This is a genomic window from Brevibacterium sp. W7.2 (assembly GCF_018137945.1).
GTDB lineage: Bacteria > Actinomycetota > Actinomycetes > Actinomycetales > Brevibacteriaceae > Brevibacterium > Brevibacterium sanguinis.
In genome coordinates this window covers 444,086-470,348 of record NZ_CP073089.1, presented here as the reverse complement: position 1 = coordinate 470,348, position 26,263 = coordinate 444,086, and the positions used below count along the sequence as shown (strand labels likewise).

Annotated in this window: 24 protein-coding genes and 1 riboswitch; of the genes, 10 read left to right on the top strand and 14 right to left on the bottom strand. The window is 68.1% G+C overall.

Features of this window, described 5'->3' with window-relative positions; genetic code table 11:
* Positions 1 to 51: 51 nt before the first annotated feature.
* The 3 genes from J9315_RS02035 to J9315_RS02025 all read left to right on the top strand — a co-directional run bounded on the left by J9315_RS02035 (position 52) and on the right by J9315_RS02025 (position 3,602).
* Positions 52 to 1,776 (top strand): amidase, encoded by a 1,725-nt coding sequence (locus J9315_RS02035; protein WP_198499779.1) that lies wholly within the window; start codon positions 52 to 54, stop codon positions 1,774 to 1,776.
* Between the two features lie 129 nt (positions 1,777 to 1,905).
* A complete protein-coding gene (locus tag J9315_RS02030) occupies positions 1,906 to 2,679 on the top strand; it encodes an isocitrate lyase/phosphoenolpyruvate mutase family protein (RefSeq protein ID WP_211978694.1) in 774 nt (257 codons plus the stop codon).
* A 155-nt stretch (positions 2,680 to 2,834) separates the two neighbouring features.
* Positions 2,835 to 3,602, top strand: a complete 768-nt coding sequence (locus J9315_RS02025) for a VOC family protein (RefSeq protein ID WP_198499781.1) — start codon at positions 2,835 to 2,837, stop codon at positions 3,600 to 3,602.
* Positions 3,603 to 3,617: 15 nt separating this feature from the next.
* On the opposite strand, the gene J9315_RS02020 is transcribed toward J9315_RS02025, so the two are convergent.
* From J9315_RS02020 to J9315_RS02005, 4 genes are all read right to left on the bottom strand, one after another.
* Positions 3,618 to 5,723 carry a RecQ family ATP-dependent DNA helicase gene (locus J9315_RS02020; RefSeq protein WP_211978693.1) on the bottom strand — a complete coding sequence of 702 codons (2,106 nt, stop codon included), beginning with the start codon at positions 5,721 to 5,723 and terminating at the stop codon, positions 3,618 to 3,620.
* Positions 5,724 to 5,886: 163 nt separating this feature from the next.
* On the bottom strand, positions 5,887 to 6,282 hold the full coding sequence (locus tag J9315_RS02015) for a type II toxin-antitoxin system VapC family toxin (protein ID WP_198499783.1): 396 nt from the start codon (positions 6,280 to 6,282) through the stop codon (positions 5,887 to 5,889).
* Entirely contained in the window at positions 6,279 to 6,560 is a 282-nt protein-coding gene (locus tag J9315_RS02010) for a type II toxin-antitoxin system prevent-host-death family antitoxin (protein ID WP_198499784.1), read from the bottom strand. The genes J9315_RS02015 and J9315_RS02010 overlap by 4 nt, the downstream gene beginning before the upstream one ends.
* A gap of 56 nt (positions 6,561 to 6,616) precedes the next feature.
* Positions 6,617 to 7,090, bottom strand: a complete 474-nt coding sequence (locus tag J9315_RS02005) for a hypothetical protein (protein WP_198499785.1) — start codon at positions 7,088 to 7,090, stop codon at positions 6,617 to 6,619.
* 101 nt (positions 7,091 to 7,191) lie between these two features.
* On the opposite strand from J9315_RS02005, the gene J9315_RS02000 reads away from it, so the two are divergent.
* Positions 7,192 to 7,773 carry a TetR/AcrR family transcriptional regulator gene (locus J9315_RS02000; RefSeq protein WP_198500807.1) on the top strand — a complete coding sequence of 194 codons (582 nt, stop codon included), beginning with the start codon at positions 7,192 to 7,194 and terminating at the stop codon, positions 7,771 to 7,773.
* Between the two features lie 64 nt (positions 7,774 to 7,837).
* Here J9315_RS02000 and J9315_RS01995 read toward each other — a convergent pair whose 3' ends face one another.
* Positions 7,838 to 8,833, bottom strand: a complete 996-nt coding sequence (locus J9315_RS01995) for an ArgP/LysG family DNA-binding transcriptional regulator (RefSeq protein ID WP_198499786.1) — start codon at positions 8,831 to 8,833, stop codon at positions 7,838 to 7,840.
* Positions 8,834 to 8,902: 69 nt separating this feature from the next.
* Here J9315_RS01995 and J9315_RS01990 point away from each other — a divergent pair, with 69 nt between their 5' ends.
* Positions 8,903 to 9,502, top strand: coding sequence for a LysE/ArgO family amino acid transporter (locus J9315_RS01990; RefSeq protein ID WP_198499787.1), 600 nt, complete (start codon positions 8,903 to 8,905; stop codon positions 9,500 to 9,502).
* Positions 9,503 to 9,549: 47 nt separating this feature from the next.
* Positions 9,550 to 10,272, top strand: a complete 723-nt coding sequence (locus tag J9315_RS01985; RefSeq protein ID WP_198499788.1) for an AAA family ATPase — start codon at positions 9,550 to 9,552, stop codon at positions 10,270 to 10,272.
* Between the two features lie 188 nt (positions 10,273 to 10,460).
* On the opposite strand, the gene J9315_RS01980 is transcribed toward J9315_RS01985, so the two are convergent.
* The 5 genes from J9315_RS01980 to J9315_RS01960 form a co-directional block, all read right to left on the bottom strand.
* Complete coding sequence (locus J9315_RS01980; protein WP_198499789.1) at positions 10,461 to 12,638, bottom strand: YhgE/Pip domain-containing protein; 2,178 nt, start codon at positions 12,636 to 12,638, stop codon at positions 10,461 to 10,463.
* A 79-nt stretch (positions 12,639 to 12,717) separates the two neighbouring features.
* Positions 12,718 to 13,557, bottom strand: coding sequence for an ATP-binding cassette domain-containing protein (locus tag J9315_RS01975; protein ID WP_198499790.1), 840 nt, complete (start codon positions 13,555 to 13,557; stop codon positions 12,718 to 12,720).
* Between the two features lie 305 nt (positions 13,558 to 13,862).
* Positions 13,863 to 14,435, bottom strand: a complete 573-nt coding sequence (locus J9315_RS01970; RefSeq protein WP_198499791.1) for a DUF805 domain-containing protein — start codon at positions 14,433 to 14,435, stop codon at positions 13,863 to 13,865.
* 203 nt (positions 14,436 to 14,638) lie between these two features.
* Positions 14,639 to 15,943: an MFS transporter gene (locus J9315_RS01965; RefSeq protein WP_198499792.1), complete on the bottom strand. Its 1,305-nt coding sequence runs from the start codon at positions 15,941 to 15,943 to the stop codon at positions 14,639 to 14,641.
* Positions 15,940 to 16,455, bottom strand: a complete 516-nt coding sequence (locus J9315_RS01960; protein WP_198499793.1) for a MarR family transcriptional regulator — start codon at positions 16,453 to 16,455, stop codon at positions 15,940 to 15,942. Before J9315_RS01960 ends, J9315_RS01965 begins: the two co-directional genes overlap by 4 nt.
* A gap of 136 nt (positions 16,456 to 16,591) precedes the next feature.
* Positions 16,592 to 16,721, top strand: a riboswitch (FMN riboswitch).
* A gap of 111 nt (positions 16,722 to 16,832) precedes the next feature.
* On the opposite strand from J9315_RS01960, the gene ribD reads away from it, so the two are divergent.
* The 4 genes from ribD to ribH all read left to right on the top strand — a co-directional run bounded on the left by ribD (position 16,833) and on the right by ribH (position 20,694).
* Positions 16,833 to 17,867: a bifunctional diaminohydroxyphosphoribosylaminopyrimidine deaminase/5-amino-6-(5-phosphoribosylamino)uracil reductase RibD gene (ribD, locus tag J9315_RS01955; protein WP_232623728.1), complete on the top strand. Its 1,035-nt coding sequence runs from the start codon at positions 16,833 to 16,835 to the stop codon at positions 17,865 to 17,867.
* On the top strand, positions 17,864 to 18,742 hold the full coding sequence (locus J9315_RS01950) for a riboflavin synthase (protein ID WP_232623729.1): 879 nt from the start codon (positions 17,864 to 17,866) through the stop codon (positions 18,740 to 18,742). Before ribD ends, J9315_RS01950 begins: the two co-directional genes overlap by 4 nt.
* The gene (ribB, locus tag J9315_RS01945) at positions 18,735 to 20,060 is read left to right on the top strand and encodes a 3,4-dihydroxy-2-butanone-4-phosphate synthase (RefSeq protein ID WP_198499794.1); all 1,326 of its coding nucleotides are present in this window, start codon (positions 18,735 to 18,737) and stop codon (positions 20,058 to 20,060) included. The genes J9315_RS01950 and ribB overlap by 8 nt, the downstream gene beginning before the upstream one ends.
* Before the next feature lie 166 nt (positions 20,061 to 20,226).
* On the top strand, positions 20,227 to 20,694 hold the full coding sequence (ribH, locus tag J9315_RS01940) for a 6,7-dimethyl-8-ribityllumazine synthase (protein WP_198499795.1): 468 nt from the start codon (positions 20,227 to 20,229) through the stop codon (positions 20,692 to 20,694).
* Positions 20,695 to 20,965: 271 nt separating this feature from the next.
* Here the strand turns inward: ribH and poxB are convergent, their stop codons facing one another.
* The 4 genes from poxB to J9315_RS01920 form a co-directional block, all read right to left on the bottom strand.
* Positions 20,966 to 22,681: a ubiquinone-dependent pyruvate dehydrogenase gene (gene poxB / locus J9315_RS01935; protein WP_198499796.1), complete on the bottom strand. Its 1,716-nt coding sequence runs from the start codon at positions 22,679 to 22,681 to the stop codon at positions 20,966 to 20,968.
* A 384-nt stretch (positions 22,682 to 23,065) separates the two neighbouring features.
* Positions 23,066 to 24,229 carry an MFS transporter gene (locus tag J9315_RS01930; protein ID WP_198499797.1) on the bottom strand — a complete coding sequence of 388 codons (1,164 nt, stop codon included), beginning with the start codon at positions 24,227 to 24,229 and terminating at the stop codon, positions 23,066 to 23,068.
* Between the two features lie 7 nt (positions 24,230 to 24,236).
* Complete coding sequence (locus tag J9315_RS01925) at positions 24,237 to 24,665, bottom strand: MmcQ/YjbR family DNA-binding protein (RefSeq protein WP_198499798.1); 429 nt, start codon at positions 24,663 to 24,665, stop codon at positions 24,237 to 24,239.
* 110 nt (positions 24,666 to 24,775) lie between these two features.
* A complete protein-coding gene (locus tag J9315_RS01920) occupies positions 24,776 to 26,173 on the bottom strand; it encodes an MFS transporter (protein ID WP_198499799.1) in 1,398 nt (465 codons plus the stop codon).
* Positions 26,174 to 26,263 lie beyond the last annotated feature (90 nt).

Here is a 26,263-nt window from a genome sequence, read left to right as displayed (position 1 = left end):
GCGATACTGGTGGGGCACCCCCAGCACTGACCCACCGAAGGAGCAGCGAGAATGACGAAGTTCGACGTGGTCGAGGCCTCCATTGCGACTCTGCGCGCGGCGCTCGAGTCCGGGGAGACCACCTCGGCGGACCTGGTCGATGCCTACCTCGAGCGCATCGCCGCGTTCGACGGCCCGGACACCGAGACCAAGCTCAACTCCGTCATCGTCGCCAACCCCGAGGCCCGCGCCGAGGCGGTCGCCGCCGATGAGCGCCGCGCTCGGGGTGAGACGCTCGGTCCGCTCGACGGTATTCCCTATACGGCGAAGGACAGCTACATGGTCGCCGGGCTCACCGTCGCCTCGGGGTCGCCGGCCTTCGCCGATCTCATCGCCCAGAAGGACGCCTTCACGATCGAGCGCCTGCGGGCGGGCGGGGCGATCTGCCTGGGCCTGACGAACATGCCGCCGATGGCCAACGGCGGCATGCAGCGCGGGCTCTACGGCCGTGCCGAGAGCCCCTACAACGAGGAGTGGCTGACCAGCGCGTTCGCCTCGGGGTCGTCGAACGGCTCGGGAACGGCGACGACGGCGAGCTTCGCGGCGTTCGGCCTCGGCGAGGAGACCTGGTCATCGGGCCGCGCCCCGGCCTCGCACAACGCGCTCATCGCCTACACCCCCTCGCGCGGTGTCATCTCCGTGCGCGGGAACTGGCCGCTCGTGCCGACGATGGACGTCGTCGTCCCCCACACCCGGTCGATGGCCGACCTCGCCGAGGTCCTCGATGTCATCGTCGCCGACGACGCCGAGACCCGCGGTGACTTCTGGCGCGTCCAGCCGTGGGTCGAGATCCCCGCCGCCTCCGAGGTCAGGCCCGACTCGTATGCCGCCCTGCTGCCGGCCGACCGCGCCGCCGCGCAGGACGTGCTCGCGGGCAAGCGCCTCGGCGTGCCGCGGATGTACATCAACGCCGATGATGAGGCCGGCACCAACCCCGACGGCGGGATCGGCGGCCCCACCGGTCAGCGCGTCGAGACCCGCGCCTCGGTCATCGACCTGTGGGAGGCCGCCCGCCGCGACCTCGAGGCCGCCGGGGCCGAGGTCGTCGAGACCGACTTCCCCGTCGTGAGCAACTACGAGGGCGACCGTCCCGGTGCGCCGACGATCCGGACCCGTGGCTTCGTCTCACCCGAGTACCTCGATCGGGAGATCGTCGACCTCTCCGCGTGGGCGTGGGACGACTTCCTCCGCGGCAACGGCGATCCGCACCTCAGCACGCTGACCGAGGTCGACGGTGCCGACATCTTCCCGCACCCGGCCGGTGCCCTGCCCGACCGCTACACGGGCTTCGACGACGACATCGCCGAATACCCGGAGCACGTGCGGACGCATCCCTATGCTGCGATGACCGACATTCCGCTGCTCGAAGAGGGCGTGCACGGCCTCGAGCTCACGCGCCGCATCGATCTTGAGGCGTGGATGGACGAGAACGACCTCGACGCCGTGATCTTCCCGGCGATGGCCGACGTCGGCCCCGCCGACATGGACGTCAACGAGGCCTCGGCCGATCTCGGCTGGCGCAACGGCACGTGGGTCGCCAACGGCAACCTCGTGCCCCGCCACCTCGGGATCCCCTCGGTGACGGTGCCGATGGGCACGATGGCCGACACCGGGATCCCGGTGGGCCTGACGATCGCCGGACGCGGCTGGGATGACTCGGCGCTCATCGAGCTCGCCGCCGCCTTCGAGGCCACCGGCGACCGCCGCGACGCACCTCCGCGGACCCCGCGCCTCTGAGGTCGCGCCGCAGTCTCGCCCGCGCCCGCCCGAGTCAGCGCTCGTGCGCGGGAGCGCCGCCGCGGCGGTTTCTGAGACCTTCGGGGGAACACTGGCGCGGCAGGCCGATGTGATGGAACAGTGGGCACCATGACTGACTTCACTGTGCTCGCCGAACGCGCCTCCGCCCTCCTCGACGCCCATCACCAGGCCAAACCCGTCGTCCTGCCGACCGTCTGGGATGCCTGGTCGGCGGGGGCGATAGTCGAGGCCGGGTTCACCGCCCTGACGATCGGGTCGCACCCGCTCGCCGACTCCCTCGGCTACGCCGATGGGGAGAACATGCCCCTCGAGGAGGCTCTCGACGGCATCGCACGGATCACCTCGTCTGTCGACGTGCCCGTCAGCGCCGACCTCGAATCCGGCTACGACACCGATGCCCCCGATCTCATCGCCGGTCTCCTCGAAGCCGGTGCCGTGGGCCTCAACATCGAGGACACCGTCCACAGCGCCGGCCGGCTGCGCAGTGCCGAGGAGCATGCCGAGTACATCGGCGACCTGCGCCGCGCCGCCGACGCCCAGCGCGTCCACGTCGTCATCAACGCCCGCACCGACGTCTTCAAATCGCCCGAGGGTTTCCCCGATCCGACCGCCGAGGTGATCCGTCGTCTCAATCTCTGCGCCGAGGCGGGCGCCGACTCCGTCTACCCCGTGGCGATGCCTGACACGGAGACCCTCAAGCGGGTCGTGTCCGAGGTGCCGCTGCCGCTCAACGTCACCGCGCGTCCCCTCGAGGGCGCGATTCCCGATGGGCTCGGCCTCGTGCAGCTCACCGAGATCGGCGTCAAGCGCGTGTCCTTCGGTCCTCTCCTTCAGGCGACCCTGCGTCCGCAGTTCGCCGAGGTGACCCGCGCCTGGCGCTGACGATACCGGGTCGCGACCGCATCGGCCGGCCGCGCTGCCGGACCGCGACCGCTTCCCCGGATCGTGCCCGCAGACCTCTCCCACCAGCTACGATCATTCCAACAGACGACCCCCGTCTGCACAGCCACCAGGAAGCATCACGAAGAGGAGTTGCCATGCCTGATAATCCCCGTCAAGGACAGCCCGTCTGGATCGACTACGTCTGCCAGGACTTCGATGCCATGAAGAACTTCTACTCCGAGGTCTTCGGGTGGGAGATCGTCGATCAGGGACCCGATTTCGGTCACTACCACCAGGCGTACAAGGACGGTGCGCCCGTCGGCGGGTTCATGCGGGCGATGACGATGGACGGGAACCCGGATCCGACGATGCCGACCGCGTGGTCGACGTACCTCTACACCAGCGACATCGACGGCACGTTTGCGAAAGCCACCAAAGACGGCGCCGCTCCCGTCGTCGGTCCGATGGCGGTCGGCCCGCTGGGCTCGATGGCCGTCGTCGTCGATCCCACCGGCGCCCCGATCGGCATGTGGCAGTCCGACGAGTTCACCGGGTTCGAGCTGCCGCTCGTCCCGGGCACCCCGGTGTGGTTCGAGCTGATGACGACGAACTACGACACTGCGTGCGAGTTCTACGTCGACGCCTTCGACTTCCAACTCGTCGAGGTCGAGGGCCAGGAGATCAAGTACGCGACCTACGGGGCCAACGAGACGGCGGTCGCCGGCATCTGCGATGCGAGCCAGTGGACCCCGAACTCGTACTGGCGCACCTATTTCAACGTCGCCGATGTCGACGCCGCTGCGGCGAAGGTCGTCGAACTCGGCGGCTCCGTGCTCGACGGTCCCATGGATTCGGAGTTCGGCCGCGTTGCCACGGTCGCCGACCCCGAGGGAGCGACGTTCCAGCTGCACCAGGATCTCTGAGTCGGCTGCTCCCGTTCACGCCCGCAGCGCGAGCGCGAACGGGAGCACCGCGGTCGCTCCGGCCTGCCGCAGCGCGCGGGCGGCGATCGCCATCGTCCACCGGGAGACGATCTCGTCGTCGACGAGGAGGACGGACTTTCCGGCAACCGCCTCGGCGACCTCCGGAGGAACGACGAACGCATCGTGGAGGTCCTTGACGCGGAAGGCGCTGTTGACGTCGGGCGTCCCGTGGTCGTGGACCTGGAGCAGCTCACCGCCGTCGATGAGGCGTCCCGCTGAGGCGAGGTTCGCCGCAAGCGAGCGGATCGTCACCGGCCGGCGGGCGCTCGGCAGCGACACGACGACCTCGGGCCGGTCCTCCCAATCCCACTGCCCGAGCACGTCGAGGCACCATCTGCCGATCTGGGCGGGGACCTCGGCGTCGGGCGCATCGGGGGCGAGGAACTCCCGCAGGACCTGCCCCTGACCGAGGTCGGAGAGTCGGGCGATGACGCGTCCTTCGGCGGCAAGCTCCTCGGCGGGGATCCTGCCCTTGAGGGAGACGCCGATGTTCGCCATCCCCGATGGCCACGTGCTCCGCGAATCGATCGGCAGGCCGATCCGGTGGAGGGTTCCCGCGGTCTCGCGCTGCGTCTCCGCGGAGATCTCCGTCGACCACCACACGCCCGCGCAGTTGTCGCAGCGTCCGCAGCGTTGCGGGTCGGGATCGTCGAGCTGCCGGATGAGGAACTCCATCCGGCACTCCCCCGTCGCCTCGTAGTCGAGCATCGCCTGGGCTTCGGCGGTGCGCACCTCGGCGACCTTCTCGTAGCGCTCCCGGTCATACGTCCACCCGCGACCGGTCGAGACGTACCCGCCGCGGACCTTCTCCACGGCCTCCTCGACCTCGAGGGTCTTGAGCAGCAGCTGCAGGCGGGTGCGCTTCGTCCCGACGAGTGTCTCCAGGCGGGCCACGGACAGGGGGCCGTCCGCCTCGGCGAGCGCGGTGAGGACGGCATCGGCATCGGCCTGACTCGGCATCGACGCGGTCGCGAAGTACTCCCAGATCTCGGCGTCCTCGGTCCCCGGAAGGAGGAGGACGTCGGCGGAGTCCGTCGCGCGACCGGCGCGACCGACCTGCTGGTAGTAGGCGACGGCCGAGGACGGCGCCCCGACGTGGACGACGAAGCCGAGGTCCGGCTTGTCGAATCCCATCCCCAGTGCCGAGGTCGCGACCAGCGCCTTGAGCCTGTTGTCCTTGAGCTGCTGCTCGAGGTCGGCGCGCTCCTCGGCGTCGGTGCGGCCGGTGTACGCGCGCACCTCATGCCCCTGGTCGCGGAGGATGCGGGTGATGTCCTCGGCGGCGCTGACCGTGAGCGTGTAGATGATGCCCGATCCCGTGAAGTCGCCGAGGTGGGAGCTCAGCCACGCGATCCGCGCACTGGGATCGAGGCCGGGTTGGACGCCGAGGCGCAGCGAATCGCGGGCGAGTTCGCCGCGCACGACGGTGGTGTCGTCGCCGAGCTGTTCGGCGACGTCGGTGACGACGCGGGAGTTCGCCGTCGCCGTCGTCGCGAGCACCGGGGTATCGGTCGTGAGGTCGGAGAGGATGTGGCCGATCCGACGGTAGTCGGGGCGGAAGTCATGCCCCCAGTCGGAGATGCAGTGGGCCTCGTCGACGACGATGAGTCCGAGGATCTGGAGGAGCTGAGGGAGCACCTCGTCGCGGAACTGCGGGTTGTTGAGCCGTTCCGGGGAGACGAGGAGGACGTCGACGCTCCCGGCGCGCAGATCGGCGAGGACGCCGTCCCATTCGGTGACGTTCGAGGAGTTGAGGGTCGCCGCTCGGACCCCGGCTCGTCCGGCCGCGGCGATCTGATCGCGCATAAGGGCGAGCAGCGGGGAGATGATGAGGCTCGGCCCCGCACCCTGGGCGCGCAGCAGCCGGGTGGCGACGAAGTAGACCGCGGACTTGCCCCACCCGGTGCGCTGGACGACGAGGACGCGTTTGCGACCCTCGACGAGGTCGCTGATCGCTTCGAGCTGACCGTCGCGGAACCGGGCGTCGGGGTTGTTCGTCAGCTCCGCGAGGACGGACTGCGCGCGGGCGTCGAAGTCGGTGAGCTGCGTGGTTTCCGTCATGGGGTCAGTCTAGGTGCCGGCACTGACACGGCCCGCCCGGAGCGGAATCCAGAACTCAGCAGACACCGCTCGCCCTGCCGCACTGGGTCGGCGAAACGGTCAGGTGGGTATAAGGAATTCTCTGACCGTTCTGCCGACCTGAGGGCGTCGCGGAATCATCCCGTCAGCGGGGCGAAATGACCTCGAGGCCCACCGACCGCGCCGCCTCCTCAAGGCGCTTGTCATAGGTCAGAAGGGCATCGACATCCAATCGGAGCGCGGCCTCCAGGTGCAGCGCATCGAGGGTCCGCAGATACGGCATGGGCAGAAGTCCGGCGGAGCGAAACACCGCCCGATCGAGAGCGGCGATGGAGACTCCGTCGAGGAGCACAGAGACTTCTGTCGGCTCGCGCTCCTCTCGCACGGCCATTCGACGCAGTTCGGTTTCGAGCAGGTCGCTCGACACGAGTTCTGCTGAGGTTCCATTCAGCCAGCCGACCAGAGCGTCCGACTCCGGCTGAGCCACCAGAAGAGCCCCGAGTGCAGAGGTGTCAACGTAAACGATCGACGGGTCGCTCACAGACGCTCCTCACGGAGCTCGTCAATGATCTCCGTCATGACGCGGTTGTCGCTCGACGGCCGGCGATCACGCGCAGTCCAGCCACCCACTCTTTTAGCCGGTCGAGCGATCGTCAGCCGAGGAGCAGGAGCGTCCAACGGAACGATGCGCCCAACCGGCACACCCCGATTGGTCAGCACGAACGAATGCCCTTCACTGACCGCGCGAAGGACCCTCCCGGACTCATTGCGCAACTCACGCTGCGAAAGGCTTTCAGCCTGCACTCCCTCTGCATTCATCAGCAAATTGTAGCACCAGTGCTACAGGCTCAGTGAAGGTCCGCCTCGGCGGCCCATCACCGCAGCGCGGCGTTGACGCCGAGGGTCGCGAGCACACCGAAGAGGACGCCCCAGAGGATGATCGAGATGATCTGCCAGAACGCGACGACGTTGCGGTCGGCACCGAAGCTCACCATCGCCATCGACGTGATCTGCGAGGGCAGGACGGTCTGGCCGAGCAGGGAGACGCCGGGGACGCCGAACTTGTCGAACATGCGCTTGAGCCGCTGCCGCCTCGGCGAGGTGGCCTTCTCCCTGTTCTTCGTCGCCCTGTCGCGGATCGCGCCCGCGCCGTAGACGAACGCGAGCATCGAGATGACGTTGCCGATGACGGCGACGAGGATCGCGACGACCGGGCCCAGACCGATGGCGACCCCGATGACCGAGCCGAAGTACGACTCGACGAACGGGATCGCGGAGACGAGCATGACCCCCAGCCATTGCAGCCAGTCGGGGAAGGAATCGGCGAAATTCTGCAGGTTCTCGATCATGGTGCGCTCCGATCTCGGGAGTTCTCAGCTTTCTAGTACAGCGTACTAGTACACTGTACTATATCTGCTGAGTAGAGTGATGCGGGAAGAGAGGAGGGATGGTGTCCCGACGCGATGAGATCATCGAGGCAGCGATCCGTCTCGCGGAGTCCGGCGAATCGCGCAGGACGCCACTGAGTGTGCGCGCGGTCGCGAAGGAGGCGGGGATCGGCGCGTCGACGCTGCGCCACTACTTCCCGACCCAGGCCGATCTCTACATCGAAGTCGCCCGCCGGTCGATGCAGATGCAGATCAGCGATTTCCGGATCGACGACGCGAGCATCCCGCCCCGCGAGCGTCTCTACGAGGTGCTCTCGCAGTTCCTCACGACGCACGAGCACCGCGACGCTCAGCTCGAGCTGTGGCTGGCGATGCACTTCAACGCGCTCGGGCCGAATCCGCGCGAAGGCTCGCAGGCGCTGCTCGAGTACGCCCACGAGATCACGTACGACTGCCTCCACCGCTGGCTCGGAGTCCTCGCCGACGAAGGGCATCTCGATCCCGCCGGGGTGGGGCGCGCCGCGACGATCCTCTTCACCGCGATCGACGGCATGGGCCTCCATTCGATCATCTCCCCGGACCGGATGACCGTCGACGAGATGCACGCGAACATCAAATGGCTCATCGACCGGATCCTCGCCTGAGGCGCTAGCTCCTCCCGAGGAACTGACTTTGCCCGAGGGGCCGACCTTCCCCGAAACGCCGGCGTCAGCGCATCTGCGCGGCGGCGCGGGTGAGCGCCGAGGTGAGGCGGGAGAGCCGATCCGAGGCGAGCTTCCAGTGCTGCCAGTAGAGCGGAACGTCGACGTTCGGGGCGGCGGTGATCGGCACGAGTTCCGTGTCGATCTCGCTCAGCTGCATGACCGGGATCATCCCCCAGCCCACCCCGGAGGCCACGGCGACGGCGAACTCCGCCGAGCTCGGCACCACCGACATCGGCGGCATCGTCGTCACTCCGTGCCGGCGGAGGAAGTCGAGCTGAAGGTCGTCGTCCTTGCCGAAGTTGACCATTGGCAGGGTCGCGAGGTCCACCTCGGCGAAGGAACCGCCGCCTGCGCGCGCCGACGACGGCTTCTTCCCCTGCTTCGCCGCGGGGCTCGTCCCCTGCTTCGACGCGGGACTCGCACCCGTCCACCCGTGCCGTGCGAGCAGGCCGGGGGCCGCCACGGCGAGGTAGCGCATGGTGCCGAGCCGTTCGACGCGGGTGCCGTACGGACTCGACGCCGCCGAGGTGATCGTCCCGAGCACCTCCCCCGACGTCAGCAGCGGCAGGAGTTTGTCCTGGTCGGCGACGACGAGCCGAAGGACGGCATCGTCCCAGGCGGCCGCCTCGGCGAAGAGCGGACGGAACCACGTGGCGAGCGAATCGGCGTTGACTCCGATGCGCAGCACAGTCGGTTCTCGCCGCGCCCCGGCCTCGCCCGTGCCGATGCCGTCAGGAGCGTCGACGGCGATGCCGTGGAGGCGGTCCATCGCCTCGGATTCGAGGAGCTCGACCTGCCGGGCATAGCGGAGGACCGCAGCGCCCGCCTCGGTGACGGTGACGGGGTTGGACCGCCGGAGGAGGACCTGGCCGAGTCGGGATTCGAGGGCGCGGATGCGCTGACTCGCCGCCGAGGCGGTGATGCCGAGGACATACGCGCCGCCTTCGACGGTGCCTTCGTCGACGGCGGCGGCGAGGGCTCTGACGTGCTCGAGGTTCATGAAGCTATTCTGCATCAGATGTAGATTCTTTTGTTTTTCTTCACTCGCCGATCATCCTACTCTGGCGCTATGGTCACTCACGCACTCAGCGGTCTCCTCGCAGGCTGGTCACTCATCATCGCCGTCGGGCCGCAGAACGCACTCGTGCTGCGGCAGGGGATCCGCCGCGAGCACCTCGGCGTCGTCCTGACGATCTGCATCCTCGCCGACATCCTCCTCATCGGGGCGGGGTCGGTGGGGATCGGCGCGATCGTCCTCCTGGCACCGTGGGCGCTCGAGATCCTCCGCTGGCTCGGGGTGGCCTACCTCCTGTGGTTCGCGTGGACGAGCCTGCGATCGGCCCGCGAGGCGACAGGGCTGCGGGCCGATACCGAGCAGCGCGGCCTGCGCTCGATCATCGCGACGACGCTCGCCCTGACGTTCCTCAATCCCGGCGTCTACCTCGACACCGTCGTCATGCTCGGCAACCTCGCCAACCAGCAGGGTCCCGGCGGTGTGCTGCCGTTCGCGCTCGGGGCGATGGTCGGATCGCTCACGTGGTTCCTCGGCATCGGCCTCGGTGCCCGGGCGCTGTCGGGGTGGCTTGCGCGCCCGCGGGTGTGGCAGGTCCTCGACGTCATCATCGCCGTCGTCCTCGTCATCCTCGCCGTGCGGCTCGCGCTCGGCTGATCCTCGCCGAGGCGGTCGTGTCAGGTGTCCGCGCTACCCTCGGTGCCATGGATCCCCGAGTCTCCCTTCCGCTGCGGTCGGTCGCCGCGCACGCGCACTCCCCACCGCAGCTGCCCGACTGGCTGGCCGACATCCCGGCGGTCGGCGATCTGCTCGCGGGGTTCGAGTTCGAGGCGACGACGATCTTCGTCGGCGAGAACGGTGCGGGGAAGTCGACGATCATCGAGGCGATCGCCACCGCGCTCGATCTTCCCCACGGCGGCGGCTCGGCGTGGGAGGTGCGCGAGCACGCCGAGGAGGCACCTGTGCTCACGGAGCACCTGCAGATCATCAAGGGCGCGACGACGAATCGGCAGGGCTTCTTCCTCCGCGCCGAGACGATGCACGAGAGCATGGCGCACCTCATGGAGATCGGCGCGCTGCGCGGCTTCGAACTCTCCCAGCGGTCGCACGGCGAGATGTTCGTCGACACGCTCACGGGCAGATTCCTCGACTTCGGTCTGTGGATCCTCGATGAGCCCGAGAGCGCGTTGTCATTCACGTCCTCGCTCACGCTGCTCCAGCTCATCCGGCAGCGTGAACGGGCCGGACTGCAGACGGTCATGGCCACCCACTCCCCCATCCTCGCGAGCGCCGAGGGCGCCCGACTCGTCGAACTCGGCGAGTGGGGCATACGAGACTCGACCTGGGACGACCTTGAGATGGTCGCGCACTGGCGGCGGTTCCTGGACGACCCGCGCCGGTACACGCGCTACCTCGACGAGGAGTGAGACGCGGCGCGGGGAGGCAGACACGGTTCGAGCGGACGGATGCCGCTCGACGCGCTGGTCGCCGCAGGCCGCGGCCTAGGTTGCCGCGGTCCGGCACACCGCTGTCTGGCGCAAGGCCGTCTAGCGCAGCCCGGTCTGGCGCACTGCGGTCCGGCTCACTGCTGACTGCCTCTCCGTGGTCTGCCGCCTCAGAGCGACAGGCTCGGGTGGAGCTGCGTGAGGGTGACCATCCGCTTGCGGCTGCACACGAGCACGGTCGCGAGCAGGCAGATCCCCGTCATGAGCAGGAGCACGGCGGCTGACTGCACGGCGATGATCATGTCTCCGCCGGCGATGAGGGTGCGCAGACCCGTCACGGCGTAGGTCATCGGCAGGAACGGCGAGATGATCTGGAAGATCTCCGGCGCCGTCTGCACCGGGTAGGTGCCTCCCGCCGAGGCGATCTGGATCATCAGCAGGACGAGCGCGATGAGCCTGCCGACACCGCCGAGCGCTGCCACGCAGAGCTGATGGACGGCGTGGAAGCTCGCCGCGATGAGGATCGAGAACACCAGGGTGCCCAGCCACGCGCCGGCCGAGAAGTCGAGGGCGAACCACAGCACGCCGTAGAGCACGGCGACCTGCGCGATGCCGAAGAGGAGACCCGGGACGTAGCCGGCCCACGCGATGCGGTTCGACTTCGCCGTCGAGGCGAGCGCACGGTACGGAATCGCGTTGAGCACCATGTAGGTGATCATGCCGCCGATCCACAGGGCCAGTGAGATGAAGAACGCGGCCAGTCCCTCGCCGTATGTGCCCACGGCATTGTTCTTCACCTTCTCGGCGTCGACGGGCACAGCGACGACATCGGAGCGCTTCTCGCGATCCTCCTTGTCATACGTCGGGATCTGTTCGGCGCCCTTCGTCAGCTGGTCGGCAAGCTCACCCGAACCGTCGTCGAGCTTGCCCGCGCCCTCATCGAGATCGGTCGCGCCCTTCGCGAGCTGGGACGACCCATCCTTGAGCTGGCCGACGCCGTCCTTCGCCTTCGCCGTCCCGTCCTTGAGTGCGACGGCGCCGTCATGGAGGTCGCCGGCGCCCTTGGCGAGGTCATTGGCACCCTTGTCGAGCTTGACGAGACCGGAATGGAGATCGTCGGCACCGTCGGAGACCTGCTGCGCCCCGTCGTCGAGTTCGCCGATCTTCTTGTCAGCGTCCCGGATCTTCTGCATCACCCCGTCGACGGCATCCTTGACCGGCTTCTCCAGCCCGCGTGCGTCATCGGCGGCCTGCGAGGCCCGCTCATGTGCGGAGTCGAGGTCGTCACCCAAGGTGCCGACCTCCTCGGCGAGCTTCTGGACGTTCGGATCGTCCGGGTAGTCCTTCTCCAGCTGATCGATGCGATCGGCGACGTCACCGCGGACCGAGGTCCGCGCGGTTTCGAAGTCCTTCTCCGCATCGTCGAGCTTCGGTCGAGCGCTCTCGACGAGGTCGTCGGCCTTGCCCTTGAGATCCTCCGCCTTGTCGGTCGCATCGTCGGCGACGCCGCGCAGCTGACTCGTGCCGTCGGCGACCTGACCGGCGCCCTTGGCGAGCTTCTTCGCCCCGGTCTCGGCATCTCCCGTGCCCGTGGCGAGAGTGTCGGCACCGTTCTCGAGGTCCCCGGCACCCTTCGCGAGCTTGCCCGCACCGTCGTCGAGGTCCCCGATCCCCTTCTGGAGATCGCCGACGCCCTTGTCGAGATCGTGCGCGCCCTTCGCGAGCTTTCCCGACCCGTCATGGAGTTCGACGGCGCCGTCATGGAGGTCGGAGGCGCCATCGGCGGCCTTGACCATGGAGGACTGGATGTCGTTGAAGCCGACGTAGACCTGGGAGACGTACTCGGCTGTCGTCGTCTCGTTGAGTCCCGCCTTGATCTGGGAGAGCACCGTGCCCGCGAGCTGCCCGACGATGAAGTTGTGCGCATCATCGGTGCGCAGCTCGAGTCCTGCCTGCTCGGGGTCGTCACCGCCGGTGGAGACGAGGCGCTGCGAGAAGTTCGAGGGGATCTCGAGGATCGCGAAGTACGTGCCGTCGGCGAGGCCCTCATTGGCCTCCTGGAGCGAGGTCTCCTGCCAGTCGAAACCGCCTTCGCCCTTCGGGGTGATCTTGTCGACGAGTTCATCGCCGGCGTTGAGCCTCTCGCCGTCGGAGTCCGGCTTCTCCGCACCGGTGTCCTCGTTGACGACAGCGGCCTGGAGTCGGTCGATGTTGTCCGTCGGCGACCAGTTCGAGGCCAGGTAGAGCCCGCCGTAGATCGCGGGAATGACGGCGACGACGATCATCGCCAGACGCGTGATCGTGTGCCGCTTGAACCGAGTGAGTTCGAGCCAGGGGAGGGAGAACATCGAAGAATCACCTTCACAAGAATCTGTGGTGCCGAAGGTCGAGCGCAGACCGGGATCTGCCAGGCCTGTGGAGCGGAGGTCAGGAGGATTGCGGGGTCAGATTGAGTTCCGTCACCGAGGCGGGATGCACCTGGGTGGAGAGCTGGTCGAAGGCGAGATCGATGTCCGAGGAGTCCTCGCACGTGACGATGAGCGTCAGCGGCTTCTCAGGGTCCCGCTCCCGACGCAGCTCCTGGTAGATGAGCAGAGCGGCCCACGCGCGGGCCCGGTCCTCGCGCTCCCGGAGGAAGTCGATGTTGTCGATGACGATGACGGGCTTCTGCGCCAGGGATGCGAGACCGAACTCGAGGAGGAACTTCTGCAGCTCGCTGAGTTCGGAGACGAAGGTATCGCCGTCGGCGTCGACGAGGAAGTCAGCGCTCTTGGCGTCGCTCGAGGTGAAGGTGTCCTTCGGGAGGCGGCCGATCACCTCGGTGGCGGAGTCGAAGGTCTCCTTGATGACGTCGATGACCTCACGCAGGGACTTCTTCGACACCCACGGCTTGTACCAGGGCTGGAGCATGATGAGGCGTTCGGCGATGTGCTGGGCGACCGTGAAGTCGTTCTCGAGGTCCGTCAGTCCGGCGACGTGCCCGATCGACACGGTTTCGCGGACCGCGCGGGCCTGTCTGCGGATGTTGAGGTCGAAGACGTGGCCTTCGCCCGTGTCGACGCGCATCCGCCCGGCGATCGACAGCAGCAGGGAGGTCTTGCCGGAGCCCGCCGCTCCGCGGATGATCGCCAGCGACCCACTGGCGACGGTGAGATCGATGTCGGAGAACACCGGGCCCTGCTTGCCCGACATCCCCCAGTCGCGCAGGGTCACTGCCGCGCTGTCGACCTCGGTCGGGGCCGCGAGCGTGTGCGAATCGCTCTGCATTGTCCTGCTCCCTCACATGTCTCGCAAGCGTCGTTCGATCATGCCGATGCCAGCGGACCGCGTTGCCTGCTTGTCAGCACACTACGGCAAACATGCGGCCTTGGTTCTATGGCGATTGGTGCGGCGGATGCTGCCGCGGAATGTTACCAGTAAGTAACTATACGACTCGAAGCTGGGAATCGGCCAGATCATGCCGGCAGATGTCTCCAAGGACACACTATGACCGAGACCCGCACAGCGAAGCGGCCGGTCTGCGCAGGAGGGAATCCTGCGCAGACCGGCCGCTCGGCGAAACCGGGTCCGGCTCAGGTGTCGAAGCGTCGACCTTCCGGCTTCGACGGCAGAATCATCAGCACGAGGACGATGAGGCTGCCGACGCTGGGAATCAAGTTGAGGAACCAGAACGGTCCGGCGAGGTTGGCGTCGTGGAGTCGCCGCCAGCTGATCGCCAGGTTGGGGACGAGGAACGCCAGGGCGATGATGAAGAGGAGAATGCCGCCGATCAGGGCCAGCGTGGCGCCCGCCGGATTCGGCTCGGCCGTCGGCGTGCCGTAGGGCGAGTACGAACTGCTCGCCGCCGTCGCAGCCGTCATCGACAGGCCGACGATCCACAGGATTGCCGGAATGAGCATGACGAGAGCCTGGAACAGGTAGGCGAACCAGTACTCGCTGCGGGAGGCTCGGCCCGAGAAGACCGAGAACTTCTTCCAGAAGCGACGGACGGCCTGGCCGAAGGTCGCTCCGTAGAGGGGGCGGGACAGATCGTCGGGGCTCTTGGCGCCATCGAGGTCGGCTCCGAAGGCAGCTCCCGTTCCGTATCCGGCGCCGGGAGCATTCTCCGCACCGGACCCGTAGGCGTTGTTCGCGTCGTCAGTCATGATGGCTTCCTGGTCGAGGGGTGAAGCGCCGCCGCGGTGACGGGCGCCTTGTTCTCACCATTCTTACACCCGGCTGCGATGAATGACGGAGAAATCGTGTTTCGGATCTGCCACAGACAAGCGTCGCCCATCGCCGGAGAGGCGGCGGTGGCCTCTCAGGCGATGGGCGACGACGGCGTGGACCGTCCGGGAACTGCGAGGGGTCAGGCGTCTCCGCCGGTGATGGCGTAGGCCTCATCGACCGGGGATTCGTCGATGTGGCCGTCGATCCGGCGCAGAGCCTTCCATCCGAAGGCGAGGACGAGGATCGAGAGCACGACCGCCGCAGCACCGAAGAGGTAGGGGGCGCCGGCCCCCACCGACTCGGAGACCGCACCGGCGACGATCGGGGCGACCGCACCGCCGAGGAAGCGCACACCCGAGTACGAGCCAGAGGCGACGGGTCGCGGCAGATCACTGACCTCCATCGCCGATTCCGTGAACACCGTGTTGAGCACACCGAGGATGAGCCCGGCGACGATGACGCAGATGATCAGCCCGATGAACGACTCGGCGAGGAACGACATGACGACGAGGAGGACGGCGAGCACGACGAGAGCGGTGATGAGGCTCTTGCGCCTCCGCAGGCGGTGCGTGAGCAGGGGTGCGCCGAACACCGAGGTGATCGCCAGGCAGATGCCCCACCCGAAGAACACGTAGCCGAGGCCCATCGCCCCGAAGTTCTCGATGCCGGCCGCCGCCGCGGCGGCTTCGACCGGGAACGGGCTGTAGGCGAGCAGGATGAAGAAGCCGAAGTTGTAGAGCAGGGCGGCGACGGCGACGACGCCGACACCGGGGTGGGCGAGCGCACGGAAGGTCGCACTCAGGCTGACCGGTTCGGCCGAGGTCCGCAGCGCCTGTCCGCCGGTCTTCGAGTTCGGCAGCAGGACGAGGATGGCGATGAAGCCGATGGCCATGAGCACTGCGGTGCCGAAGAACGGTCCGCGCCAGGAGATTCCGCCGAGGACGCCGCCGAGCAGCGGACCGGTGGCGATGCCGACGCCGAGCGCGGCCTCGTAGAGGATGATCGCCTTGTCCGCACCGCCCGCGGCGGCCCCGACGACGGTGGCCAGGGCGGTGGAGATGAAGAGCGCGTTGCCCAGACCCCATCCGGCGCGGAAGCCGATGATCTGGTCGACGCTGCCGGAGAGCCCGGCGAGCGCGGAGAACGCGACGATGAGGACGAGTCCGATGAGCAGCGTCGTCTTCGCACCGATGCGCGAGGAGATGAAGCTCGTGAAGAACATCATGCCGCCGGTGATGAAGAGGTAGCTCGTGAAGAGCAGCATCGACTGCGCCGGGCTGGCATCGAGTTCACGTGAGATGGCGGGAAGGATCGGGTCGACGAGGCCGATGCCCATGAACGCGATGATGCACGCGAACACCACCGCCCATACTGCTTTCGGTTGGCGCAGGATGGATCCCTGCTTCGCTTCGTCCTGTGTGGTGTCTCCGTCTGCTGCTCTCATCTCTGCGACCGTGTGTCCTTTCCGTTGGTGCTGCCGGTATCGGTTGATGGGGATCCGTCGGGGGCATCGTCGGTGTCGACGGGGTGCTCGTTGTGCAGGTAGTCGCCGACGAGCAGGAGTGCCCGGTGCACGCTGAGCCGGTCCTCCGGAGTCAGGGCCTGGAAGTAGGGCACCATCTGGTCGATCATGATCTCGCGGTTGACCGCGAGTCGGGACCGACCGGCATCCGTGAGCGAGAACTGCGACGCCCGGCGATCGGTGGGACTCGCCTCTCTGACGACGAGCCCGTCGTCCTCGAGCCGAGCGAGGAGCTTCGTCGCCGCCGGCTGCGAGCTGAGGTAGCCCTGCGCGAAGTGACCGACGCGCACCGGCTGATACTGCTCGACGACGGCGAGCGCGCGCAGGGTGACGAGCTCACTCTCATTGCCGATGAGTCTCCTGAACGCCCTGGTCAGGCGCAGGGAGACGACGACGAGACCTTTGACGAGCTCGTCCGGATCCACATCTTCCATAACTCATGTATATACCTAGGTTATATATCTGCGCAAACGCGTCCCGTGCTTGCGGTCCCTCCTGCCGCCCCGCAGGGCCGGGTCCACGTGACGGACGCCATAGGACCACCGGTCGGCGGCGTGCTAGCCTGATCCCAACATGTTCCGGGGACGGTGAAATTCCGTGCCGGCGGTGACAGTCCGCGACCCGAACGCGTCGAACGCGATCGGCTGACTCGGTGAGATTCCGAGACCGACAGTAAGAGTCTGGATGGGAGGAACATGGCGGCCGCGGTCGTCGTGTCAGCGCCGGCAGGCGCACCAGGCAGACGCCCGTGAACCGCGATGGCTGCACCCGCACGCTCCTCCCTCCCGGCATCGGCTCGGGAGGTTTTCTCATGGGCGCACCTGCCCACGATCACGCGGCGATGTCCGCCGCGCTCACCGCTGCCCGCGACGGTCGCCGAGGCGCGAACCCCCTGGTGGGAGCCGCCATCCGCGCCGCTGACGGACAGATCGTCACCGGCCGCCACCTCGGCGCCGGCACCCCGCACGCCGAAGTCGACGCGATCACCGCGGCCCACCGTCACGGCATCGATCTCACCACCTCGACGCTGTTCGTCACGCTCGAACCGTGCGCGCACACCGGTCGGACGGGACCGTGCACGCAGGCGATCCTCGACGCCGGCATCCCCGACGTCGTCTTCGCCCTCTCCGATACGACCGAACCCGCCGGGGGCGGCGGGGCCCTCCTCGCCGAGGCGGGGGTCCGGGTCCGCTCGGGCCTCGGCAGCGAGGAATCGGCCGACCTCAACGCCCGCTGGCGAGCGGCGACGGCGCAGGGGCGTCCGTTCATCACGGCGAAGCTCGCCCAGAGCCTCGACGGGAAGGCCGCCGCCGCGGATCGCACGAGCCGGTGGATCACCTCGGCGGCCTCCCGCATCCATTCGCACAGTCTGCGCACCGAGGTCGACGCGATCCTCGTCGGCACCGGCACGGCGGCCGACGACGATCCGCGGCTGAGCGCCCGCGACGAGGACGGGGAGCTCCTCGACCCGCAGCCGATCCCCGTCGTCATGGGCCTGCGCGACCTCGCATCCGACTCAGCGCTGGCGACCAACCCCGCCACCATCCACGTGCGCACCCGCGAGGTCGACGTCGTGCTCGCCGAGCTCGCCGCCCGCGGGATCCGGCACCTCCTCATCGAGGGCGGGCCGCAGGTGCTCGGTGCATTCTTCTCCGCCGGCGTCGTCGACGAGGTGTACTGCTATCAGGCCCCGCTCATCCTCGGTGAGGGCCTTCCGAGCATCCGCGGTCTCGACATCCCCACCCTCGCCGAGGCGGTCGGCCTCATCCCCGACGACACCGCGGTCCCGGCGGTGTCCGTGCTCGGGCCCGACGTCCTTCTCCACTTCACGACGAGCAGCCCATGAGCGCCCCGCTCGCCGTCCACCACCCGCTGCGACCACAGGAGGAACCCGTGTTCACCGGAATCATCGAGGGCATCGGCACCGTCGTCGACCTCACCACGCACGAGGACTCGGCCGTCCTCACCATCGCCGCCGGTGACGTCGTCGCCGATCTGCCGCCGGGCGGATCGCTCGCCGTCAACGGCGTGTGCCTGACCTCGGTCGTCGAGCCGGCCACCGGGAGCGGGGTCGCCTCCGCCGGGGGCGGCATCGGCTCAGCCGGGGGCGACAACGTGTCCGGGGAGCCCCCCGCCGCAGAACCCTCTGCCTCAGGACAGGGCACCTTCGTCGCCGAGGTGATGGGTGAGACCCTGCGACTGACCGGGCTCGGGTCGCTGACTCCCGGCGACCCGGTCAACCTGGAGCGCTGCACCCCGGCGGCCGGTCGCTTCGACGGGCACATCGTCCAGGGCCACGTCGACGGCCTCGGCGAAGTCATCGCCCGCACCGACCACGCCGAGTGGACGACCCTGCGCATCGGCATCCCCGCCCACCTCGCACCGCTGACGGCGGTCAAGGGCTCGATCGCGCTCAACGGCGTCTCCCTCACTCTCACGGCAGTCTCCGAGGCCGTCCCGCCGCCGGCCGCAGCCCCTGAGGGAATGGTCGCCGAGGGCACCTCGCTCGCCTGGGTCGAGGTCGGTCTCATCCCGGCGACGCTGTCGCACACGACGTTCGGCGGCCTCCGCGTCGGCGACCCTGTCAACGTCGAGGTCGACGTCATCGCGAAGTACACCGCGCGACTCCTCGCCTTCGCCGCCCCTGCCGCCTCGGCGTCGTCAAAGACCATTCCCACCCCTGTCACCACCCCTGCACCACAAGGAGCCGATCATGACTGAGTCCGTTGCACCGCTCGGCGAGTCCCCCGCCGGACTCGACACGATCTCCCGCGCGATCGCCGAGATCGCCGCGGGCCGCCCGATCGTCGTCGTCGATGACGAGGACCGCGAGAACGAAGGCGACCTCATCATCGCCGCGGAGTTCGCCGACGCCGCGACGATGGGCTTCATCGTCCGGCACAGCTCGGGCGTCGTGTGCGCTCCGATGTCGGCCGCGCGGGCGGCCGCGCTCGACCTGCCGCCGATGGTCGCCGCAAACGAGGACCCCAAGGGCACGGCGTACACGATCAGCTGCGACGCCGTCGGAGTGACGACGGGCATCAGCGCGGCCGAACGTGCGCTGACCGGCCGGGTGCTCGCCGCCGAGACCCCCGACCCGGCCGCGATCACCCGCCCCGGTCATGTCTTCCCGCTCGTGGCGAAGGACGGCGGAGTGCGCGAGCGGCCCGGCCACACCGAGGCCGGCGTCGAGTTCGCGCGCCTCGCCGGGGCCCGTCCGGTGTCGATGATCGCCGAGGTGGTCCACGACGACGGCTCGATGATGCGCTTCGACGCCCTGCGCGAGTTCGCCGATGCGCACGGGCTCGTCATGGTCTCGATCGAACAGCTCATCGCCTACCTCGACGAGGATGGTGAGGGCACCGACGGTCCTGCTGCCGCGGCGGCCGAGGTCGGAACTGTGGGGCTCGGGCCGGTCGGACCCGAAACGACAGCGGAGGCCTCCCGAGAGGTTCCGCTGCCGACGCGCTACGGCCGTTTCACGGCACGGGCGTTCACCGTCGATGGGCTCGACCACCTCGGCGTCTACACCGGACTCGACAACGACGACCCTGCAGGTGCGCCGGAGAGCCCCGCTCCCCTCGTGCGCGTCCATTCGGAGTGCCTGACCGGGGATGTCTTCGGATCGCATCGCTGCGACTGCGGTGAGCAGCTCGATCGGGCGCTGCAGACGATCGCCGAGGACGGCGGGGCGGTCATCTACCTCACCGGGCACGAGGGCCGCGGGATCGGACTGCGCAACAAGATCCGCGCCTACGCTCTCCAGGACTCCGGATTCGACACCGTCGATGCGAACCTCGAACTGGGGCTCAGCGACGACGCCCGGGACTACCGGGCGGCTGCGGCGATCCTCACCGAGATGGGGCTGACGCGGATCCGTCTGCTGACGAACAATCCGGCGAAGACGCAGGCGCTGGCCGACCTCGGAATCACCGTCGAGGCGGTCGTGCCGCTCGAGATCCCGGCACGGCCGGAGAACTCGAAGTACCTCGAGACGAAGCGCACCCGCATGCACCACACGCTCCACCTCGCGTGCTGAGCGCCCCCGCATCGGCACCGCACCATCGTCGGCACGGCAGCCGACCGCCGAACGACCACTGACCCGGCTCACGACCAGCCGAGTCATCACCGGCCCGACTCACGACTTTTCGACTCACCACCAGCCGATTCACCACATCGAGACCCACCACTGAGGAGCATCACCCATGGCACATCACGGAGCACCCGACATCACCCTCGGCGCCACCGGCCTCAACGTCGCGATCGTCGCAGCGTCCTGGCACACGGAGGTCATGGACGGGCTCGTCGCCGGCGCCGAGCGCGCGGCCGCGGAGGCACACGCGACGACGACGCTCATCCGCGTCCCCGGCAGCTTCGAACTGCCCGTCGCCGCCGCACGCGTCATCGAGAGCTTCGATGCCGTCGTCGCCCTCGGCGTCGTCATCCGCGGCGGCACCCCGCACTTCGACTACGTGTGCTCGGCGGCGACCGATGGGTTGAACCGGGTCGCCCTCGACTCCCGCAAGCCCGTCGGCTTCGGAGTGCTCACCTGCGACAACGACGAGCAGGCCAGGGACCGCGCGGGCCTCGAGGGCTCTCGCGAGGACAAAGGCCACGAAGCGATGACCGCGGCCCTGGCAACCGCCTCGGCGCTGGCAGCCTACCCGGTCTGACCCGGCGCACCCCGCGGCACACCGCACCTCTGTCGCACCATCCGCGGGGCGGCACACCACCCGCGGAGCGGCACACCACCCCTCGCAGGTCGCGAAAGGCACCCTCAGCGAGAAATCGAGGACGCAGAGTGTCGAAATCCGAATCGGAAATCGACACTCTGCGTCCTCGACTCTGCAGGTCCGCCGCCGGAACGCCGTCGCCGCCGCAACGTCGTCGCCGCCGCTGCTGCCGGCACCGCGCGGTCTCACCGACCTGCGGCGCCTCCGGTCCTCAGAACAGCTGCCGGACGTTCGTGCGTGCGAGGTCGATGAGTTCGTCGCCCTTGCCCGAGAGCACCGTGCGGATGGCGTAGAGCGCGAAGCCCTTCGCCTGCTCGGCGGTGATCGACGGCGGCATCGAGAGCTCCTGGCGCTCGGTCGTGACGTCGAGGACCGCAGCCCCGTCGTGGTTGAGGAACTCGGTGACGACCGAGGGGAGGTCCTTCGACTTCTCGACGCGGAATCCCTTGATGCCGACCGCCTCGGCGATGGTGGCGAAGTTGGGATTCTCCAGGTCGGTGCCGAAGGTGACGAACCCGGCCGCCTTCATCTCGAGTTCGACGAAGTTGAGCGAGGAGTTGTTGTAGACGACGACCTTGACGGGCAGGTCGTTCTGCGTGAGGGTGATGAGCTCGCCGAGCAGCATCGCCAGGCCGCCGTCGCCGGCCAGCGCGATGACCTGACGCCCCGGGTAGGCGGCCTGCGCACCGACGCTCTGGGACAAGGCGTTGGCCATCGACCCGTGGCTGAAGGAGCCGATGAGGCGGCGCTTGCCGTTCATCGTCAGGTACCGGGCCGCCCACACGACGGGTGAGCCGACGTCGGGGATGAACACCGCGTCGTCGGTGGCCGCCTCGTCGAGGAGCTTCGTCAGATATTGCGGATGGATGGTCCGCTTCGACGGCGTGGCGAGTTCGTCGAGATCCTTGCGGGTCTTCGCGTAGTGCTTCGTCGCCGTCTTGAGGAACGAGCTGCTGCGGCCCGTCCTGATCAGCGGCAGCAGGGCATTGACGGTGTCGGCGACAGTGCCCGTGAGCGCGATGTCGACCTTCGTCCGCTTGCCGATCTGCGACCCGCGCACATCGACCTGGATGACGGTCGCCTCGTCGGGGTAGAACTGCTGGTAGGGCAGGTCGGTGCCGAGCATGAGCAGCGTGTCACACGACTTCAGGGCATGGTAGCCGGAGGAGAAGCCGAGCAGACCGGTCATCCCGACGTCGTAGGGATTGTCGTACTCGACGAACTCCTTGCCGCGCATCGTGTGGACGATCGGCGCTTGGAGGGCGTCGGCGATCGCGAGGAGCTCGGGGTGGGCGCCTTCGGTGCCGGCACCGGCGAGGATCGCCACCTTCTTGCTCTGGTTGAGGGCGGCGGCCGCGTCCTCGATGAGCGGTTCGGCCGGAGTGACGTGCGAGGGGAAGAACCTGATCTCCTCGGCTGCGGCGTCGATGTCGGCGAGGCCGACGTCGCCGGGGATGACGAGCACGGCGACGCCGCGCTTCTCGACGGCCTCACGCATCGCGATGCGCAGCAGGCGCGGCATCTGCGAGGGGTGGGCGACGTGTTCGGCGTAGACGCTGCACTCGCGGAAGATCTCCGTCGGGTGGGTCTCCTGGAAGTAGTTCGAGCCGATCTCCTCGCTCGGGATGTGCGCGGCGATCGCGAGGACCGGGACGCGGGAGCGCTGAGCGTCGTAGAGACCGTTGATGAGGTGGAGGTTGCCGGGACCGCAGCTGCCGGCGCACACGGCGAGCTCACCGGTCAGGGCGGCTTCGCCGCTGGCGGCGAACGCCGCGCCCTCCTCGTGGCGGACATGGACCCATTCGAGCTCGGGATTGACGCGCAGAGCGTCGGTGAATCCGTTGAGCGAGTCACCGGGGATTCCGTAGACGCGCTTGACCCCACTCGCGACGAGCGTGTCGACGATGTTTCTGGCGACGGTGGGCATGGTGCTCCTTCCGTGGAAACACGAGCACCGGAGCTCTGGCATCTGCCCCGGTGCGAGGCGTGGACTGCTGGTGTCAGTCTAGACCGGAGCCACAGTCGCGGAACTGTGAGTGTGGCGACAGGAGCGGTTGTGCGTCACACGCGGTGAGGAGGCTTGTCGGCCGCATGCGATCGTCGACCGAGTCACTGGGCTGCTGCCGCCCTGCGTGCCTCCGGCTATGTGTCAAGCGAGTTTCCATGTCAGTGGAACGTGTAAAGATTTCGGCAGTTTTTTTACACGTTTCACGTACGTGGTCGCTGGCTGGTCCGGCACCTCACATATCGCTCCTGCCCCCTCCGTCGTAGGAGCACCGCTTGTTCCGGGGCATGGCACCGCGACGCACGCTCACGTCCGCGCCGACAGGGCGGTGGCGGCGGTGAGGAGTGCCGCCATGGCGATGGCCATGAGCGAATATCCGCCGAGGAGGTCGGCCAGAGCCGGGCCCGCAACGGGGGCGAGCGCCGTGCCCACGGTGATCGGGGCGACGAAGACGCCGTTGACGGCCCCGAAGTTCGCGGTGCCCCACCGGTCGGAGACCGCCGTCGCCTGGAAGAGCGTCATGCAGCCGCGGATGCCGCCGGTGATCATCGCGATGCCGATGATGAGCCAGAGCGGTCCTGGCACGAGTGCGAGCAGCCACAGGCCCACTGCTCCGGCGGCGAAGAGGAGCACGGTGCGGGAGCGTGCGCTCGTGTGCCGTTCGATGCTCGGGTATCCGAAGCGGCCGGCGACCTGTCCGAAGCCGACGAGGCCGAGCGCGATCGCCGCGAGACCGTAGGCGGCGCCGCGTTCGATGAGGACGGGGATGATGTTGATCGTCACCGCGAAGAGGGTGAACGTCGCAAGCGCCACGGCTGTCTGCAGGATGATGAAGCGCGGGCTGCGGGTGACCGTGCGGATCTCGGAACGGGAGGGGCGCTGGTACCGCGCGGCCGCGTCGTCGGTCCACCGTGCGTTGAGGAAGATGAGCTGGACGGGCAGGGCGATGACGACGAGGATGCCCGCGAGGACGACGTAGGTCGGCCGCCATCCGACGGCGCCGATGAGCCACGCGATGATCGGCGCGAACACGGTCGAGGCGAGACCGCCGACGAGCGTGAGCATCGTCAGCGGTTTGACGCGCTGCGCGCCGTACCAGCGGGTGACGACTGCGAACGCCGGCGGGTAGAGCGTCGTCGCCTGAGCGAAGCCCGCGAGCGCCCACGCCAGGTAGAACACCGGCAGGTTCGGTGACACCGCGACGAGCAGGAGTGCCGCGACGCCGATGCCGGTGCCGGTCGCCATGATCGTCCGCGGTCCGTGCGCGTCGAGGAGTCGTCCCACGCGCACCCCGGCGACCGCCGAGACGATGAGGCCGATCGTCAGCGCACCCGTCACCGTCGTCTCGCTCCACCCGGTGTCCGCGGCGATCGGGGTGACCGCAACGGGCAGCGAGTAGTAGAGGAGTCCCCAGCAGACGAGTTCGGCGATGCAGAGCCCGACGAGGCCGCCTCGAGGTCTGTCCGTCACACCTCCCTCACGCTTCTCTGCCGCCGAAGGTCGCCGGGTCGACCGGGCGATCCCTGCGCGGCATCTTGGCGACGACGAGGCAGTACGACTCGAGGACGAGATCGTGGAGGAGGTCCTCATCGAGAGCGGCCCGCGCCGAGGTGGTCCCCGGGTCGGTCCCGGCTCCCCCGTCGGCGCCGCAGACGGTGATCCAATGCCGTTTGTTCATGTGATAACCGGGCGTGATCTCGGCGTAGGCGTCGCGCAGCACCTCACCGTCGAGCGGGTCGATCTTGAGATTCATGCTCGGCACTCCGCGCAGCTCGTACTGCATCATGAACATCCTGCCGCGGACCTTGAACACCGCGTATTCGGGTCCGAAGGGGTGCTCGATGACGACGGACGGATACTGCACCGCCTGGTCGTGGGCGAGTCGAAGCACGGTCACCGAGTCCATGCGTGGATGCTAGCAAAGGGCGATGACACGGGCTCCGTCCTGTCCCGCGAACGAAGACGTGAGAACGACGACGTGGGAACACAGGCACAACCGCGAGGCGACCCGCACGGTCAGCGGCGCTGATGCTCCCGGATCGTGCGCCGTTCGTCCTTGTTGATGATGGCGAGGAAGACCACGGCAATGAGACACAGCGCGATGAGCAGAGCGAAGGTGACATCCCAGCCGAAGTGGTGGACGACGAGGCCGACTCCGCTCGAGGCCATCGTCGCTCCGAGCACGTACCCGAACAGACCCGTGAACCCGGCAGCGGTCCCCGCCACCTGACGCGGAGACAGGTCAAGCGCCTGGAGTCCGATGAGCATGACCGGCCCGTAGATGAGTCCGCCGATGACCGTCACCGTCACCAGCGGAATCCACAGCGGTACACCAGCCGGAGCCAGCCAGTACACAGCGGTCGCGGCAGCCACTCCGATCATGAACACGATGCCGGTGACCGATCTGTTCCCGCGGAACACCCTGTCGGAGAGCCAACCGCACAGAAGCGTTCCGACGATCCCCGCGAGTTCGAAGAGCGAGAACCCGGCAATGCCACCGGTCAGGCTGGCATGTCTGACTTCAGACAGGTAGACGGGGGTCCAGGTGAGAATGCCGTAGCGCAGCGCATAGACGCAGACGTTCGCCAGGGCCAGCAGCACCATCGTGCGGTTGCGGAGCACGTACTTCTCGATCGCCTTCCACGTGCTCAGCGACTCCTGTTCGACGTCGCCCGCGTCCACCTTCGCCGGGTCGTCACGGTACTCCTCGATCGGCGGGAGACCCTGCGACTCAGGAGTGTCGCGGATGAGCAGATAAGCGATGAAGGCGATGATAAGAGCGACGATCGCCGGCAGCCAGAAGACCGAGCGCCAGTCGTCTCCGGTCAGCTGAAGTCCGAGCGCGGCGAGGACTCCGACGAAGAAGCCGCCCACGTTGTGCGCGACGTTCCAGATCGATGTCTTGGTTCCCCGTTCACTGGTGGAGAACCAATGGACGAGGACGCGGCCGCTGGGCGGCCACCCCATGCCCTGCACCCAGCCGTTGACGAACATGACGGTCGCGAACATCGCGATCGAGGACGACAGCACCGGCACACCGGCCAGCAGCAGATTCGCGACAGCCGAGAGTGCCAGCCCGATCGGCAGGAACAGACGCGCGTTCGAACGGTCGGAGACGATCCCGGAGAAGAACTTCGAGAAGCCGTACGCGATGAGGGCGACATTCGCGATGATGCCCAATCCGACGGCGTTCATGCGGCCCTCATCGATGAGCAGGCTGCCCACCAGCGGAACATTGTTGCGAATCAGGTAGAAGCCTGCGTAGCCCACGAAGATTCCGACGAAGACCTGGCCTCGCAGTCGCGGATAGCGTCGGGTGATCGTCTCCTCCGGCAGCCGCGGTGCGGGACCCGGCGCCGCGAGCCACTTCCACCCGGACTTCCGCCGCTCCTGCACTGCCTTGACGTCGCTCATGCCGCTTCTCGTCACCTATCCCAAGTTCACCGACTGTTCTGCTGTGGTTCACCTTGCATTCAGTGAACCCCGGGATACGGTACACGACCT

Bases quoted from the DNA above. Each gene is read 5' to 3' on its own strand.
- J9315_RS01970 (WP_198499791.1), bottom strand. From the start codon at position 14,435: ATGACTGACGACGCGAACAACGCCTACGGGTCCGGTGCGGAGAATGCT.
- ribB (WP_198499794.1), top strand. From the start codon at position 18,735: ATGACTGAGTCCGTTGCACCGCTCGGCGAGTCCCCCGCCGGACTCGAC.
- J9315_RS02035 (WP_198499779.1), top strand. From the start codon at position 52: ATGACGAAGTTCGACGTGGTCGAGGCCTCCATTGCGACTCTGCGCGCG.
- J9315_RS01950 (WP_232623729.1), top strand. From the start codon at position 17,864: ATGAGCGCCCCGCTCGCCGTCCACCACCCGCTGCGACCACAGGAGGAA.
- J9315_RS01925 (WP_198499798.1), bottom strand. From the start codon at position 24,665: ATGGACTCGGTGACCGTGCTTCGACTCGCCCACGACCAGGCGGTGCAG.
- J9315_RS01975 (WP_198499790.1), bottom strand. From the start codon at position 13,557: ATGCAGAGCGATTCGCACACGCTCGCGGCCCCGACCGAGGTCGACAGC.
- ribD (WP_232623728.1), top strand. From the start codon at position 16,833: ATGGGCGCACCTGCCCACGATCACGCGGCGATGTCCGCCGCGCTCACC.
- J9315_RS02005 (WP_198499785.1), bottom strand. From the start codon at position 7,090: ATGATCGAGAACCTGCAGAATTTCGCCGATTCCTTCCCCGACTGGCTG.
- J9315_RS01995 (WP_198499786.1), bottom strand. From the start codon at position 8,833: ATGAACCTCGAGCACGTCAGAGCCCTCGCCGCCGCCGTCGACGAAGGC.
- J9315_RS01960 (WP_198499793.1), bottom strand. From the start codon at position 16,455: ATGGAAGATGTGGATCCGGACGAGCTCGTCAAAGGTCTCGTCGTCGTC.
- ribH (WP_198499795.1), top strand. From the start codon at position 20,227: ATGGCACATCACGGAGCACCCGACATCACCCTCGGCGCCACCGGCCTC.
- J9315_RS02020 (WP_211978693.1), bottom strand. From the start codon at position 5,723: ATGACGGAAACCACGCAGCTCACCGACTTCGACGCCCGCGCGCAGTCC.
- J9315_RS01980 (WP_198499789.1), bottom strand. From the start codon at position 12,638: ATGTTCTCCCTCCCCTGGCTCGAACTCACTCGGTTCAAGCGGCACACG.
- J9315_RS01965 (WP_198499792.1), bottom strand. From the start codon at position 15,943: ATGAGAGCAGCAGACGGAGACACCACACAGGACGAAGCGAAGCAGGGA.
- J9315_RS02025 (WP_198499781.1), top strand. From the start codon at position 2,835: ATGCCTGATAATCCCCGTCAAGGACAGCCCGTCTGGATCGACTACGTC.
- J9315_RS02030 (WP_211978694.1), top strand. From the start codon at position 1,906: ATGACTGACTTCACTGTGCTCGCCGAACGCGCCTCCGCCCTCCTCGAC.
- poxB (WP_198499796.1), bottom strand. From the start codon at position 22,681: ATGCCCACCGTCGCCAGAAACATCGTCGACACGCTCGTCGCGAGTGGG.
- J9315_RS01990 (WP_198499787.1), top strand. From the start codon at position 8,903: ATGGTCACTCACGCACTCAGCGGTCTCCTCGCAGGCTGGTCACTCATC.
- J9315_RS02010 (WP_198499784.1), bottom strand. From the start codon at position 6,560: ATGAATGCAGAGGGAGTGCAGGCTGAAAGCCTTTCGCAGCGTGAGTTG.
- J9315_RS01920 (WP_198499799.1), bottom strand. From the start codon at position 26,173: ATGAGCGACGTCAAGGCAGTGCAGGAGCGGCGGAAGTCCGGGTGGAAG.
- J9315_RS01985 (WP_198499788.1), top strand. From the start codon at position 9,550: ATGGATCCCCGAGTCTCCCTTCCGCTGCGGTCGGTCGCCGCGCACGCG.